Here is a 14128-nt window from a genome sequence, read left to right on the forward strand (position 1 = left end):
TTCGCGGCTCAGTGGCCGCCCATCAGCTTGTCCACGGCGTCCGGCTTGTCGTGGACCGCGAAGCGGTCGACGATGGTCGCACTGGCTTCGTTGAGGCCAATCACCTCGACCTCGGTGCCTTCACGGCGGAACTTGAGCACCGCCTTGTCCAGCGCTTCGACGGCCGTGATATCCCAGAAATGCGCCCGGGACAGGTCGATCACCACTCGCTCGACGCTTTCCTTGAAGTCGAAGGCATCCATGAAGCGCTCGCCGGAGGCGAAGAACACCTGCCCGACGACCTGATAACGACGACCGCGGCCATCTTCGGTGGCCTCGGTACCGATGTAGAGAATGTTGCCGACCTTGTTGGCGAAGAACAGCGAGGCCAGCAGCACGCCGACAAAGACACCCATCGCCAGGTTATGAGTGCTGACGGTCACCACCACGGTCGTCAGCATCACGATATTGGTGCTCAGCGGATGCTTCTTCAGATCACGGATCGAGGTCCAACTGAAGGTACCGATGGAGACCATGATCATCACGGCCACCAGCGCCGCCATGGGAATCTGGGAGACCCAATCGGACAGGAAGACGACCATCATCAGCAGCACCACGCCGGCGACCAGCGTCGACAGGCGCCCACGCCCGCCGGATTTGATGTTGATCACCGACTGACCGATCATCGCGCAGCCCGCCATGCCGCCGAGCAGGCCGGCACCAATGTTGGCGATACCCTGGCCCTTGCACTCGCGGTTCTTGTTGGAAGGCGTATCGGTCAGGTCGTCGACGATGGTGGCGGTCATCATCGATTCCAGCAGGCCCACCACGGTCAGCATCACCGAGTAGGGCAGGATGATCCAGAGCGTCTCGAGGTTCAGCGGCACTTCCGGCCACAGGAACACCGGCAGGGTATCCGGCAGATCCCCCATGTCACCGACGGTGCGAATATCCATGCCCGAGACCATATACACCACGGTCAGCACCAGGATGCAGACCAGCGGAGACGGCAGGGTCTTGCCGATCACCGGGATCAGCGGGAACAGGTAGATAATGCCGAGCCCCGCGGCCGTCATGGCGTAGACATGCCAGGTCACGTCGGTGAGCTCAGGCAGCTGCGCCATGAAGATCAGGATCGCCAGGGCGTTGACGAAGCCGGTGACCACCGAACGCGACACGAAGCGCATCAGATCGGCGAGCCGTAAATAGCCGGCCACGATCTGCAGCACCCCGGTCAGCAGGGTCGCCGCCAGCAGGTACTCAAGGCCATGCTCCTTGACCAGCGTCACCATCAGCAGCGCCATGGCGCCAGTCGCCGCCGAGATCATGCCCGGCCGACCGCCGGTGAAGGCGATGATCACGGCAATACAGAAGGAGGCGTAGAGGCCGACCTTGGGGTCGACGCCGGCAATGATCGAGAAGGCAATGGCCTCCGGAATCAGCGCCAGCGCCACCACGATTCCCGATAGCGAATCGCCCTTGATGTTGGAAAACCAGTCTTGCTTGATTGATCGGATCATTCTGCGGTCCAGTCGTGGGTCCATGTCATGCCCGAAGGCGCGAAGCGCGTGGCGCGCGGTGGCGTCGAAATATGGGAGCCGCCTGAAGCGCGACGCTAAGCTCGGCCTGCCAGCAAAGGCAGGCCGGAGACGCGGCGGAGCGTGTCGCTAATCAGCACGCTTGGCGTCAGGATGACGCCAAGCGATGACGCTGCCATGAAGACAGCGACAGGATGGGAAAGGGAACGCTAGGGCGGGGTGCTGCCAGTGGCTGGCAGGCTATGCCAAGTAGTAACTATCGTATCTGCTGTCACAGTGAATCATCCCGTCACTCGCAGGCAAGGACCGTCACGGCGACCCTCGACCCTGGTGTTATCAACGTCTGTTTTGACAAGCGGCGGATTCTACCAGCTGACTGCGCGACCTGCACCCTAGGAGAAGTGACGACCTGGGCTAACGTGACAGCCGAGGGGCTCGCCACACCGGCCGCTTAGCTCACGGTTGACTCAACACTTACTCAATACCTACTCAACACTTGCTCAAAATTTTGCCCGCCACTCACTGACTGCCGACCTCGCTTGTTTAGTCGGACCGGGGCGGTGCCGGGGGCTTCCGGTACTCACCCATGTCCCGGAAGGCCTGCATGACATCCATGGGCAGCGGGAAGAAGATGGTCGAGGCATTCTTGTTGCTCATGTCGCTCATGGTCTGCAGGTAGCGCAGTTGCAACGCTGCCGAGTTTTCAGACATCACATTGGCGGCTTCGACCAGTTTCTTCGAGGCCTGCAGCTCGCCCTCGGCATGGATGACCTTGGCGCGCCGTTCGCGCTCCGCCTCAGCCTGGCGGGCGATGGCGCGGATCATGCTCTCGTCGAGATCCACGTGCTTGATCTCGACGTTGGCGACCTTGATGCCCCACCCCTCGGCGGAGCTGTCGATGATCTCCTGAATGTCCTTATTGAGCTTGTCGCGCTCGGAAAGCATTTCGTCGAGTTCGTGCTTGCCAAGCACCGAGCGCAGGGTGGTCTGGGCCAGCTGGCTGGTGGCATTGACATAGTGCTCGACCTGGATGATGGCCTTCTCCGGATCGACTACCCGGAAGTACAGCACCGCATTGACCCTGACGGTGACGTTGTCCTGAGAAATCACGTCCTGCTCCGGCACATCCATGGTGATCAACCGGAGATCGACCACCTGCATCCGCTGGACAGCGGGGATAATGAATAACAGCCCCGGCCCCATGACCCGTTGGAAGCGCCCCAGGAAGAACACCACACCACGCTTGTATTCCGGCAGGATGCGAATCGATGCCGCCAGCAGCATGATCAGCAGCACCACCGGCACTAGATAGGAAATCCACATGGCTCACACCTCCTTGGATGAAACCGGCCGCAATGGCTCGGCTCCATCTGATAAATGCCCAGGCTCGCCGTCCCTGAGACGACACCTAGGTCTCGGATGATGATTCCTTGATCGGCTCGACCTCGACGGTCAGGCCGTCAAGGCGCACCACCCTGAGCGACTGCCCCTTACGCACCGGCTCGCCTGCATGAGCCCGCCAGCGTTCGTTATGCAGCCACACATGACCGTCGCCATCGAAGTCCTCCAGCGCCCTGGCCTCGGCGTCCAACATCTCTTCCTTTCCGGTCCGCGCAGGGCGTCGGCGCAGACGCATGAAATGGATCATCATCCACAGCAAAAGGGCCGCGGCGAGCCCTGCCACACCGCCGATCAGCGGCAGCGAAACACTCAGGTTCTCGGCATCCATCAGAATCACCGAGCCAATCACGAAGGCCACGATGCCGCCGATGCCGAGAATGCCAAAACTGGGCATCAACGCCTCCCCGGCGATCAGCCCCAGACCGACCAGGATCAGCGCCAGGCCGGCAAAGTTGACCGGCAGCACCTGAAAGGCGAACAGCGCCAGCAACAGCGAGATCACGCCGATGGTGCCGGGCACCAGGCTGCCAGGGTTGGCGAGTTCGAAGATCAGCCCGTAGAAACCGATAATCAGCAGGAAGTAGGCAACGTTGGGATCGCTGATCACCGACAAGAGCTCGGTACGCCAGTCCGGATCAAAGCGCTCAAGGGTCAGGCCGGCGCTGTCCAGTACCCGCTCGCCGTTGGCCATGATCACGGTCCGACCATCGATCTGCACCAGCAGGTCGTCGAGGTCGCGGGCCAGCACATCGATCACGCCCTGCTCGAGAGCCTCTTGGGAGGTCAGGGTGCGAGCCTCGCGCACGGCGAGTTCGGCCCAGTCGGCGTTGCGCCCGTGTCGCCCGGCGAGGCTGCGGATATAGGCCACCGCATCCTCGAGCACCTTGCGTTCCATGGCGGTGGTACCCCGTCGTTTCGGAGCGTCGGCGGCGGAGTCCTCTGCCGGCTGAGAGCCTGAGCCCTGAGAGCCTGAGCCCTGAGAGTCTGAGCCCTGAGAGTCTGAAGCCCGGGCGTCTAAAACCTGGGTATCGGCACTCTTGGCAGCGCCGGTACCGCCCGACGCACCGACGCTCGTCGCGGCTTCACCGCCCTTGGCCTTGCCCGGCGCCGCATTCCCTGCATCTTCCTCACCGGTCGCGGGGGCCTCGTCGCCAAGGCCGGGCAGACCGCCGCCGCCCATACTCACCGGAGTGGCCGACCCCAGATGCGTCGAGGGCGCCATGGCCGCCACATGGCTGGCATACAAGAGATAAGTGCCGGCACTGGCCGCTCGCGCGCCGTCGGGTGCAACATAGACCACCACCGGGACCGGTGAGGCGAGCATCTCGCTGATCATGTCGCGCATCGAAGCATCGAGCCCGCCGGGCGTATCCAGGATAAGAATCGCCAGTTCCGCCTGAGCGTCCCGGGCCCGGTGCAGGCCACGAATGAAGTAGTCGGCGGTGGCGGGGCCAACGGCGCCATCCAGGGTCATCACCAGGCCCAGACGATCACGCGCATCCTGCTGGGCAAGAACCGGCCCCAGCCAGGCAAGCATCGCCCCGAGCAGCAGAGCCGTGAGGCTCGGCCACAGCCAACGGCGTCGTATGCGATGGGATGTGATGACCTGCATGACATCTGCCCCCTTCCCTGCTCCCTGGCATCCAGCGGCTCCGGTCCAGGCGAAGGCTTCCTTCACCGTCTGCCTGTACCGCACATCCGGCTAGCCCCCCTTACAACATAGTCAAGATAACCCCGACCCGGGCCGAATAGTCAGGCTCAGAGCCGCGCGATGCCCGCCGTCCTCATGCCTCTCTCTTGCATAGACTCCTCCTCATAGCCTCGCCTTCATCTACTTTCATAACCCTGCTTTCAGATCCCTACTTCCATATCCCTACTTTCAAACTCCAGCCAAAAGCCGGCCGAAACCCGCCTGGCAGGTAGGCCGGCCGGCGATCCATCGAGCATGCCAATAGAGCGCTTGATTGCTGGAGACGCAGGGCACGCCGAAGCGCTGCTCGAGTTCGTCGAGCACATCCAGCGCGCGCAGGTTGGTACAGGGCAGAACCACCGCATCTACTGGCCCCGCGCCGTCGAGCAGCGTCGCCAGGGCATCGCCCAGGCAGGCGGGGTCCACCGCCGGAATGTCCGGATCATGATCAAGACGGAAACCGCCGATGGCCGCGACCTCGATTCCCAGCGCCGTGAAGGCGTCAAGGAAGGCGTCATCGACCTCCCGCACATAGGGCGTCAGCACGGCGATGCGTCGGGCCTCCAGGGCCTCCAGGGCGGCACGGATGGCGAGCCAGGGATGAGTAACAGCCACTTCCGGGCGCACTGCATGCAGGCGCTCGGCGATCGGCACATCGCCAATCAACAGCCCCGCCGAGGTGCAGCCAAATGCCAGGGTGTGCAGCGGCAGCCCCGGCACCAGAGTCGCCGCCGCCGGGGTAATGCCCGCCTCGAGCGCCTTGAGGGCGGCTGGGGTAACCTCGGCGTGGGTGGGCATGCGAGTGCAGAACAGCTCCATGTCGTCACCGACCAGCCGATGCCAGTCACGCTCCAGGGTGTAGTCGGTATCGAGCAGTACCAGGCCGATGCGCAAAAGCTCCGGTCGGTTATAGCGCTGAAAGGCCAGCGCGCGATCATCTGCAACGGCAACGTGAGGTAGTGAGGACACTGAAGAGACAGACGACATGGCGACATCCATGAACCGGGGGTGATGCCATTACCTTAGTCGCTTCACGCGGCTCAAGCTTGGATCATCATGCCGTCGCGGCGCTTATTTCCATGCGCCAGATTTTCATGCAGCGGCTTTCTATGCAGGACGACCGCGCTGTCCTGCGGTCTGGTGATCGCTCACTGTCTTCTATCCACTACCTATCCACTACCTACATTACCTACCACTGCCCACCACTACCTATCCACGACCAGCGGGCCTTCCCGCATCGCCCGGCAAGCATCGTGAACAACACCGGTCCGGGGCCTCACCTCAGACGGCGCCAAGATTATGTGATTCACTCCGCTGGCATGGGGTAAGGTCCTGTGACAAAAAGATTGTAAGCTTGCCCGACGACGGCCGACCAAGTGCCATTACCCGTTCTTTTCCCGACCCGAGACCGCTATGCTCGACACGGACACCGCTGCCTCGACACAGGCCATCGCCTCGCTGTGCCAGCCGCTGCGTCAGGCGCTCATCGAGGCGGGCCTCAATGGTGAGCTAACGGCGCTGACCCCGATGGCCGACACCGGCCTGGCTCACGCCCACCTGTGGCTCTCCCGCCAGAACGGCGAGGACTGGGTGGCGCGGCTGCCCAAGCAGAGCCAGATGCGCCTTGCCGCCGATGACAACCTCGCCTATCAGGCGGCCTGCTTCACCCGGGCGAGCCAGGGCGGCCACACTCCGGCTCTGAAGGCCGTGCTCCCCGTAAGCGACGCCTTGCCGCGAGGCGGCCTGCTGGTGTCGGCGATCCGCGGCCGCCACGCCCGGCTGCCCGAGGACCTGCCGGCGATCGCCAAGGCCCTGGCCAGCCTGCATGCACAGCCGCTGCCACCGGCCGCAAAGCGGACACCCTTGCAGGCACCGACCGACCCCTGGGCGGCCATGCTCACGGAACTTCATCAGCAGGCGGCGTATCTTGATCGAGCCAAGATCACCCCCGAGGTTCGCCGTCAGCTCTCTGATGATCTGGCAGACCTTGAGCAATGGTGCCGCCGGGCACCGCCAGCCAGTCAGTCGCTGATCAGCTTCGATGCCCACCCCGGCAACTTCCTGATCCAGGACGACGGCCGCGCGATGCTCGTCGATCTGGAAAAATGCCGCTACAGCCTGCCCGGCTTCGACCTGGCCCATGCGAGCCTCTACACCTCGACCACCTGGGACCCGCACAGCTATGCCGAACTGAGCCTTGGCGAGGTGCGCGCTTTCCACCGTGCCTGGGCTGCCGCCATGGCCGAGCACGGCGCCCGCATCGACGCCGACGAGCTGTTGCAGTGTCGCCGCGCCATGTGGCTGTGGTCGGTGACCTGGTGCGCCAAGTGGCAGGCCGAGCAGCGAAGGGCCCGAGACGCCAGCGCTGCGGGTGAAGACTGGTCATCGGAACTCAGTGATCCAGCGCTGATCGCCCATGTCGCCGACCGGGTCGAGCACTATCTGTCGCCGCCGGTCATTGCCCAGGTTCGCCATGAATGGCGGTCACTGGCCGGTGATAGCGGCCTGGCCTGACGCGCCTTCTCAAGCGCCTGACCAAGCGCCTTACTGTGCAATGCTCATCACCGTAAAAGATCATCGCCGTATCAGTTCAACACAAGGACTCTCGCCATGCACCGGATTGCCCCCCTTGCCCGCTCGCGCTCGTTCACTGGCTATTTCGGCCGCTCGATTGCCGTGGCTACTCTATCTGCCACTGCCCTCGCCACCGCCTTGCCGAGCCTCGCCCAGGACGACGCGCTGGCGCTGGATGACTGGACCGCCATCGAACAGGCCGCCCAGGGACAGACGGTCTACTGGAACGCCTGGGGCGGAGATAGCCGCACCAACGACTACCTGTCCTGGGTCGCCGACGAGCTCGAGGCACGCCACGACATCGAACTGGTACACGTCAAGCTCAGCGATACCGGCACGGCAGTCTCGCGGGTCATCGCGGAGAAGGCCGCTGGCAACCTCGATGAGGGTGCCATCGATCTGATCTGGATCAACGGCGAGAATTTCGCCGCCATGAAGGACAACGACCTGCTGTTTGGCCCCTTCGCCGAGGCCCTGCCTCATTACGCCCTGACTCGTGCCGATGCCAACCCGGAAGTGCGCGTCGACTTCACGGTGCCCACCGAAGGCTTCGAGGCGCCCTGGGGCAAGGCGCAGTTGACCTTCTACTACGACAGCGCCCGCGTCGAGAGCCCGCCGAGCTCCATGGCAGAACTGCTCGACTGGGCTCGCGCCCACCCGGGTCGCTTCACCTATCCCCTGGTGCCCGACTTCACCGGCAGCACCTTCCTCAAACAAGCCCTGATCGAGCTGACCCCGGACACCGCGCCGCTCTATCAGCCGGTAGAGGAGAGCGACTTCGCCACCGTCACCGCCCCGCTGTGGGACTATCTCAACGCTCTGCACCCCTATCTGTGGCGCGAGGGACGCAACTTCCCGACCAGCGGCCCCGAAATGAAGCGCCTGATGGGCGACGGCGAGCTGAGCCTGGCCTTTACCTTCATCCCCTCCGAGCCGGCCGCGGCCGTGGCCGACTTCCAGCTGCCGCCCACCACCCGCAGCTACGTGCTCGACGCTGGCACCCTGGGCAATGTGCACTTCGTCGCCATTCCCTTCAATGCAAGCCATAAGGCCGGCGCCCTGGTGACCGCCAACTTCCTGCTCTCGCCGGAAGCACAGGCACACAAGCAGGACCCGGCCGTGTGGGGCGATCGCACGGTACTCGATATGGACGCAGTGAGCGACGAGGTGCGCGCGACCTTCATCGACGACAGTGACAACCCGGCCGCCCTGCCCGCCGGCGCCTTGTCGAAGACGGTTCCCGAGCCGCACCCGAGCTGGATGGAACGCCTCGAGGCGGCCTGGCTCGAGCGTTACGGCAGCCAGTGACCCGATGCGCCTCTTCTCACCGACCATTCGCACCATCCCCTGGCTCGCCATGGCCCTGCTCAGCCTGCCGGTGGCCGGGGGACTCGCCGGGATTCTAGCCCCGGCGCTGGGCTGGCTGCCGGCTCTCGGCGGCGATGAACTGACCCTTGAGCACTGGCGGACCCTGGTGGCGACGCCGGGACTTGCCGACATGGTGCGCCTGAGCCTGAGCGCCGGGCTTGCCAGTTCGCTGATCTCGCTGGCCATCGTCATGCTGTTTCTCGGCGCCTTCGCCGAGACACGGGCCCTGGCCCTGGTGCGGCGACTGCTGTCGCCCCTGCTGGCGGTGCCGCATGCTGCTGCCGCCATCGGCATCGCCTTCCTGCTCACCCCCTCGGGGCTCGCCAGCCGTATGATCTCCCCCTGGCCCAGCGGCTGGGACACGCCGCCGGACTATCTCTTCCCCGGCGACCCCTGGGGCCTGGGCCTCACCATCGGCCTGGTCATCAAGGAAGTGCCCTTCCTGTTACTGATGAGCCTGGCCGCCCTGCCCCAGTGTCAGGCCCAGGCACGGCTGCGGCTGGCCCGATCGCTGGGCTATGCGCCAGTCACCGCCTTCGCCAAGGCGGTGCTGCCGGGGCTCTACCCGCTGATTCGCCTGCCGATCTATGCGGTAATCGCCTTCGCCTCCGCCAATGTCGAAGTGGCCATGATCCTCGGCCCCACCACCCCGCCGCCGCTCGCAGTGGCGGTGGTGCGCTGGATCAACGACCCGGACCTTTCCATGCGCTTCGTCGCCTCGGCGGCGGCCCTGTTGCAGCTCGGCGTGACCCTGGCGGCGCTCGGCCTGTGGTGGCTCGGCGAACGACTGGTCGCACGCCTGACCCGGACCGCCCTGTCCAGCGGCCGCCGCCAGGCCGGCGACCGTCTGTGGGCCGGCGCCGGCGGGCTCACCACCCTGCTGGCCGTCCTGCTGCTCGGCGGCAGCCTCGTGGGGTTGGTGCTGTGGTCACTGGCCGCCTGGTGGCCCTTCCCGGCAGCGCTGCCAAACCCCTTGAGCCTGCACGCCTGGCAGGGGGCGCTGCCCGGCCTCAAGGACCCGCTGGCACAGACGGCGCTGATCGGCCTGGCCGCCACCGGGCTGTCGCTGGTATTGACCGTCGGCGCTCTGGAGGCCGAGCATCTGCGCAACCGTGGCATGGCCGCCTGGGCAGAACTGGTGCTGTATCTGCCGTTAGTCGTACCGCCGGTCGCCTTCCTGTTCGGTCTGGTCCAGCTGCAGGTTCAGGCCGGCCTGGCCCCGGGAGCATTGGCCGTGATTCTGGCCCATAGCCTCTTCGTGCTGCCCTATGTCTTCCTGTCGCTTGCCGAGAGCTATCGGCGTCTGGACCCTCGCTGGGCACAGGTGGCGGCGAGCCTCGGCCATTCCCCGGCCAGCCTCTTTGTGCGCGTACGCCTGCCGCTGCTGACGGTTCCGATCCTGACCGCCGCGGCGGTCGGCTTCTCGGTAAGCGTCGGCCAGTATCTGCCGACTCTGCTGATGAGCGCCGGTCGCCTGTCCACGCTGACTACCGAGGCGGTAAGCCTGGCAAGCGGTGGCGACCGCCGCCTGACCGCCGTCTATGCACTGATGCAGCTGCTGCTGCCGGCCCTGGGCTTCACCCTGGCCCTGGCCCTGCCCCGCCTGCTGATGCGTCACCGAAGTGGAGTACTCAATCCGTGACCCCTCTCGATACCCTTTCCCCTAGCGGGGCTATCCATACGAGCGCTGAGCGCACGGCAGACGGCCGCCTTTCCACCGGGCATGCCCTGATCCTCGAGGACATACGCATCGACCAGGGCGGCCGCCCGCTGCTATCGCTGGATGCCCGCATCGCCCCGGGCGAGGTGCTGACGCTGATGGGCCCGTCAGGCGTCGGCAAGTCGACCCTGCTTGCCTACCTGGCCGGCTTCCTGGCGCCCGCCTTCACCGGCCAGGGGCGGGTGCTGCTCAATGACAGCGACCTGACTCGCCTGCCGGCCGAGGCGCGCCAGCTGGGCCTGTTGTTTCAGGACCCGCTGCTCTTCCCCCACCTGAGCGTCGGCGGCAACCTGGCCTTCGGCATGCCCCGGAAGGAGCCCTTGAATGCATCCGGGAAAGGGCCCCGGAAAGAGACTCGGCGGGCACGACACGAGAAAATAGAGGCAGCGCTCGAAGAAATCGGAATGGCCGGCTTCGCCGACCGCGACCCGACCACGCTATCTGGCGGCCAGCGCTCACGGGTGGCGCTGATGCGGGTGCTGCTCTCAAAGCCCTGTGCCATGCTGCTGGATGAGCCCTTCTCGAAGCTCGATGCCTCGCTGCGCCAAGAAATGCGTTCGCTGGTCTTCACGCGGGTGCAGCGCCTTGGCCTCCCGGCGCTGATGGTGACCCACGATGCGGCCGATGCGAATGCCGCCGGCGGTCCGGTCATCGAGCTGGGAGCCCAGCCTTGACCCCATCCATGTCTTGACCCTATCCATGCCTCGTCCAAGCCAGTGACCATGCCCGTATCCATAGTCCTCTCCCGCCCCCCGCGCCTGAGCATCATCATTCCCACCCTGAACGAGGCGGCCAGCATCGAAAGCCAGCTGACCGCCCTGCTCGGCCTGTGGGTGTGTGGCGTCGAGCTGATCGTCGTCGATGGCGGCAGCCAGGACGACACCGTGGCGATTGCCAAGCGCCACGCCAGCCGAGTGCTATCCAGCGAACCGGGCCGCGCCAGGCAGATGAACCTGGGCGCCCGGACCAGTCGTGGCGAGCAGCTCTTGTTCCTGCACGCCGATACGAAACTGCCCCGCCGTGCCGACCGACTGATCGCCAAGGCCTTGTCTGGCTCACGCTGCTGGGGGCGCTTCGACATTCGCCTATCAGGTGAGCAGAGCATGCTGGGTGTCATCGCCTTCTGCATGAACTGGCGCTCGAGACTCACCGGCATCGCCACCGGCGACCAGGCCCTGTTCATGACCCGCGCCGCCTTCGAGGCCGTGGGCGGCTATCCAGATCAACCGCTGATGGAGGACATCGAGATCAGCAAACGCTTGAAACACCTATCGAAGCCGGCCTGCCTGCGCGCGCGGGTGGTGAGTTCCGGGCGACGCTGGGAGAACAACGGCCTGTGGGTCACCATGCTGCTGATGTGGCGGCTGCGCTATCGCTACTGGCGCGGCGAGGACTGCCAACGGCTGGCCGAGGAGTACCGCCATGCACGCTGATCCGCTTAACGACGGCTTCCCCCTGGCCATTCTCGCCAAGGCCCCCGTGCCGGGACGGGTCAAGACGCGGCTGACCCCTACCTTCGCCCCCGAGACCGCGGCCAGGCTGCACGAGCAGCTGCTACGTCAGACCCTGAAGGTCGCACTGGCCGCCACTCCGGCCCACCGCATCGTGCTGTGGACCAGCCTCGAGCATGACCACCCGCTGTTCGTGGAATTCGCCGAGCGCCATGGCATCAGCCTGCGCCCCCAGCCTGAGGGCGACCTAGGTGTGCGCATGTTCACGGCGCTCGAGGCCATGGGCGCCCCGGGACTCTTGGTGGGCAGCGACTGCCCGGTGCTGGCGCCTCAACTGCTGGCCGACTGTCACGCGGCCCTTTCCCGCCATGACGGCGTGCTGCTGCCCGCCGAGGACGGCGGCTATGCACTGGTGGGGCTACGGGCGCCTTGTCAGGCGTTCTTCACGGATATCGCCTGGGGCAGTGATCGAGTGCTTGCCCAGACGCTGGCCCGAGCCGACAGCCTGGGCTGGCGACTCGCGCAGCCTGCCAAGGTATGGGACGTCGATCGGCCCGAAGATGTGGCCCGCTGGCAGAGCCAAGACACCTCGCCTTGATGTTTCGCATCGGCGGATCATGCTACGAAGAGCGATCGACGACAGGGGATGACATGGCGGCGGGAACAACGCAAGACACCAACGCAAGGATGCAGCGCCTGGCGGCCGTGCGGCCTCGGCTGGTGTCCTTCGCACGGCTGCAGCTCAGGGAACCAGCCCTGGCCGAGGATGCCGTGCAGGAGGCGCTGGCCACCGCCATCGAGAAGGACGACGACTTCGCGGGGCGTTCCGGTTACGAGACCTGGGTGTTCGGCATCCTCAAGTACAAGATCCTCGATGCCCTGCGCGCCCAGCGCCGCCAGGGCAAGTGGCAGCCCTTCGACGACGAAAGCGACGACGAGGCCATCGACCGGCAGTTTCAACAGAGCGGGCACTGGCAGCTCGCCGCCCGCCCCTCGGACTGGGGCGATCCGGAAGCCACCTTCGCCAACGAGCATTTCTGGCGGGTCTTTGACACCTGCATGATTGCCCTGCCGGAGAACATCGCCCGCGTCTTCTCGCTGCGCGAACTGATGGGACTTTCCACCGCGGACATCTGCAAGGAAACCGGGCTCAAAGAGAACAACTGCTGGGTGATCCTGCACCGTGCTCGCCTGCGCCTGCGGGCCTGCATCGAGCGCGGCTATCTCTCCCAGCACGGCCTGTCGGAGCAAGAAAAATGATCAAGGTGATGATGTGCCGGGAAGCGACCCGGCTGATGTCCAAGCGCCTGGACGCCACACTCAGCCTTGGCGAGCGCTTTTCGCTGCGCTTTCACCTGGGCATGTGTCGTGCCTGTCGCCACTGCAATGCCCAGTTCGACCTGCTGCACCAGGCCGGCCGTCGCTTCGACGATGAGCCGCCCGCGGACGAAGGTGACAACACCTCAACCCGGCGCTGATTCGTCGTCGATGGCTGACGGCTAGCCTGAGCGACCGCCCCGGCGCGAGGCCGGGGCGGTCGTTGCTGCATAACGCCTAGATAAGCCGATCGGCCAATTCCCAGAGATCGCCGACCGTGAAGTCGGGCTCGCCGCCCCAGGCATCAAAGGGTGCCTCGGCGCTGCGCCTTATCCAGGCGGCATGCAGGCCGGCATGGCGAGCCCCGATCACGTCGAAGGGATTGCTGGAAATCAGCCAGGTGTCCTGGGCCTCGCTCTCCATGCGGTCGCGCAGGTGGGAATAGACCGCAGGATCGGGCTTGAATCGCTTGATCTCATCGACGCTTACGATGTCGTCGAAGTGATCGCGCAGCCCGGCCTGACTCAGCAGCCCATCGACCGCCTCACGGGTGCCGTTGGAGAAGGCCACGCAGGTCACCCCGGCCCGGGTGAAGCGCTCGAGAGCCTCGGCGACGTCGGGAAAGGCCGGCAGCTTGCCGTAGGTGGCCATCAGGCGATCCTTCTGCCCCTCACTAAGGCCAGCGCTCAGAGCACGGTCGGTAAACTCAAGCGCCTCACGAGTGCAGTCGGAGAAAGGCGCATAGGCCCCCATCAACCCTCGCCGGAAGCTGTACTCCAACTGCTTGTCACGCCAGCGCTGAGAGAAGGCCGCTGCCCGCTCACCCAGGGCCTCTTCCAGTTCAGCGATCACGCCGTGGGTATCGATCAGGGTGCCATAGACGTCGAAGGCCAATACGCGTTTGCTCATCGTGCATCCTTGTGTCTAGTGCTTAAAAAGAAACCTGAGAACTTGTACTTAATACTAAGAAAGCGTCCTGAGAAAGCGACCTGAAGAAGCGTCCTGAAGAACCGTTCAGCATCAGTATCGGATCAACAGCTTGGTAGCATTTAGTCTTGGCGACAAGCCAAGGCCTGGCAGATCCCCCAGC

At 65.0% G+C, this 14128-nt stretch carries 13 protein-coding genes; 8 read left to right on the forward strand and 5 right to left on the reverse strand.

From position 1 onward, the window contains the following. Positions 1-8: 8 nt before the first annotated feature. The 4 genes from Q2K57_RS02425 to Q2K57_RS02440 form a co-directional block, all read right to left on the reverse strand. Positions 9-1499, reverse strand: a complete 1491-nt coding sequence (locus Q2K57_RS02425) for a SulP family inorganic anion transporter (protein WP_304526031.1) — start codon at positions 1497-1499, stop codon at positions 9-11. A 561-nt stretch (positions 1500-2060) separates the two neighbouring features. Next, positions 2061-2840 (reverse strand): slipin family protein, encoded by a 780-nt coding sequence (locus tag Q2K57_RS02430; RefSeq protein ID WP_304526032.1) that lies wholly within the window; start codon positions 2838-2840, stop codon positions 2061-2063. Between the two features lie 85 nt (positions 2841-2925). Further along, positions 2926-4530, reverse strand: coding sequence for a nodulation protein NfeD (locus tag Q2K57_RS02435; RefSeq protein ID WP_304526033.1), 1605 nt, complete (start codon positions 4528-4530; stop codon positions 2926-2928). A gap of 267 nt (positions 4531-4797) precedes the next feature. Continuing rightward, entirely contained in the window at positions 4798-5595 is a 798-nt protein-coding gene (locus tag Q2K57_RS02440; RefSeq protein WP_112054268.1) for an aspartate/glutamate racemase family protein, read from the reverse strand. Between the two features lie 426 nt (positions 5596-6021). Between Q2K57_RS02440 and Q2K57_RS02445 the strand changes: the two genes are divergently transcribed. From Q2K57_RS02445 to Q2K57_RS02480, 8 genes are all read left to right on the forward strand, one after another. After that, complete coding sequence (locus Q2K57_RS02445) at positions 6022-7122, forward strand: aminoglycoside phosphotransferase family protein (protein ID WP_304526034.1); 1101 nt, start codon at positions 6022-6024, stop codon at positions 7120-7122. A gap of 96 nt (positions 7123-7218) precedes the next feature. Further along, entirely contained in the window at positions 7219-8490 is a 1272-nt protein-coding gene (locus tag Q2K57_RS02450) for an ABC transporter substrate-binding protein (protein WP_304526035.1), read from the forward strand. 4 nt (positions 8491-8494) lie between these two features. Further along, the gene (locus Q2K57_RS02455) at positions 8495-10192 is read left to right on the forward strand and encodes an ABC transporter permease (protein WP_304526036.1); all 1698 of its coding nucleotides are present in this window, start codon (positions 8495-8497) and stop codon (positions 10190-10192) included. An 86-nt stretch (positions 10193-10278) separates the two neighbouring features. Then, positions 10279-10944: an ATP-binding cassette domain-containing protein gene (locus tag Q2K57_RS02460; protein ID WP_304526645.1), complete on the forward strand. Its 666-nt coding sequence runs from the start codon at positions 10279-10281 to the stop codon at positions 10942-10944. 48 nt (positions 10945-10992) lie between these two features. Continuing rightward, positions 10993-11703: a TIGR04283 family arsenosugar biosynthesis glycosyltransferase gene (locus tag Q2K57_RS02465; RefSeq protein ID WP_304526037.1), complete on the forward strand. Its 711-nt coding sequence runs from the start codon at positions 10993-10995 to the stop codon at positions 11701-11703. Then, the gene (locus Q2K57_RS02470; protein WP_304526038.1) at positions 11693-12319 is read left to right on the forward strand and encodes a TIGR04282 family arsenosugar biosynthesis glycosyltransferase; all 627 of its coding nucleotides are present in this window, start codon (positions 11693-11695) and stop codon (positions 12317-12319) included. The genes Q2K57_RS02465 and Q2K57_RS02470 overlap by 11 nt, the downstream gene beginning before the upstream one ends. Before the next feature lie 53 nt (positions 12320-12372). Further along, positions 12373-12981, forward strand: a complete 609-nt coding sequence (locus Q2K57_RS02475; protein WP_304526039.1) for a sigma-70 family RNA polymerase sigma factor — start codon at positions 12373-12375, stop codon at positions 12979-12981. After that, positions 12978-13199: a zf-HC2 domain-containing protein gene (locus Q2K57_RS02480; protein WP_304526040.1), complete on the forward strand. Its 222-nt coding sequence runs from the start codon at positions 12978-12980 to the stop codon at positions 13197-13199. The genes Q2K57_RS02475 and Q2K57_RS02480 overlap by 4 nt, the downstream gene beginning before the upstream one ends. A 76-nt stretch (positions 13200-13275) precedes the next feature. Here Q2K57_RS02480 and Q2K57_RS02485 read toward each other — a convergent pair whose 3' ends face one another. Next, positions 13276-13947 carry a haloacid dehalogenase type II gene (locus tag Q2K57_RS02485; RefSeq protein WP_112054261.1) on the reverse strand — a complete coding sequence of 224 codons (672 nt, stop codon included), beginning with the start codon at positions 13945-13947 and terminating at the stop codon, positions 13276-13278. Positions 13948-14128 lie beyond the last annotated feature (181 nt).

This window comes from Halomonas sp. I5-271120 (genome assembly GCF_030553075.1).
GTDB lineage: Bacteria > Pseudomonadota > Gammaproteobacteria > Pseudomonadales > Halomonadaceae > Onishia > Onishia taeanensis_A.

What these genes read in the sequence shown, in the direction of transcription:
- Q2K57_RS02485 (WP_112054261.1), bottom strand. Translation starts at nt 13,947, where the DNA reads ATGAGCAAACGCGTATTGGCCTTCGACGTCTATGGCACCCTGATCGAT.
- Q2K57_RS02425 (WP_304526031.1), bottom strand. Translation starts at nt 1,499, where the DNA reads ATGATCCGATCAATCAAGCAAGACTGGTTTTCCAACATCAAGGGCGAT.
- Q2K57_RS02430 (WP_304526032.1), bottom strand. Translation starts at nt 2,840, where the DNA reads ATGTGGATTTCCTATCTAGTGCCGGTGGTGCTGCTGATCATGCTGCTG.
- Q2K57_RS02450 (WP_304526035.1), top strand. Translation starts at nt 7,219, where the DNA reads ATGCACCGGATTGCCCCCCTTGCCCGCTCGCGCTCGTTCACTGGCTAT.
- Q2K57_RS02470 (WP_304526038.1), top strand. Translation starts at nt 11,693, where the DNA reads ATGCACGCTGATCCGCTTAACGACGGCTTCCCCCTGGCCATTCTCGCC.
- Q2K57_RS02435 (WP_304526033.1), bottom strand. Translation starts at nt 4,530, where the DNA reads ATGCAGGTCATCACATCCCATCGCATACGACGCCGTTGGCTGTGGCCG.
- Q2K57_RS02445 (WP_304526034.1), top strand. Translation starts at nt 6,022, where the DNA reads ATGCTCGACACGGACACCGCTGCCTCGACACAGGCCATCGCCTCGCTG.
- Q2K57_RS02465 (WP_304526037.1), top strand. Translation starts at nt 10,993, where the DNA reads ATGCCCGTATCCATAGTCCTCTCCCGCCCCCCGCGCCTGAGCATCATC.
- Q2K57_RS02480 (WP_304526040.1), top strand. Translation starts at nt 12,978, where the DNA reads ATGATCAAGGTGATGATGTGCCGGGAAGCGACCCGGCTGATGTCCAAG.
- Q2K57_RS02455 (WP_304526036.1), top strand. Translation starts at nt 8,495, where the DNA reads ATGCGCCTCTTCTCACCGACCATTCGCACCATCCCCTGGCTCGCCATG.
- Q2K57_RS02440 (WP_112054268.1), bottom strand. Translation starts at nt 5,595, where the DNA reads ATGTCGTCTGTCTCTTCAGTGTCCTCACTACCTCACGTTGCCGTTGCA.
- Q2K57_RS02475 (WP_304526039.1), top strand. Translation starts at nt 12,373, where the DNA reads ATGGCGGCGGGAACAACGCAAGACACCAACGCAAGGATGCAGCGCCTG.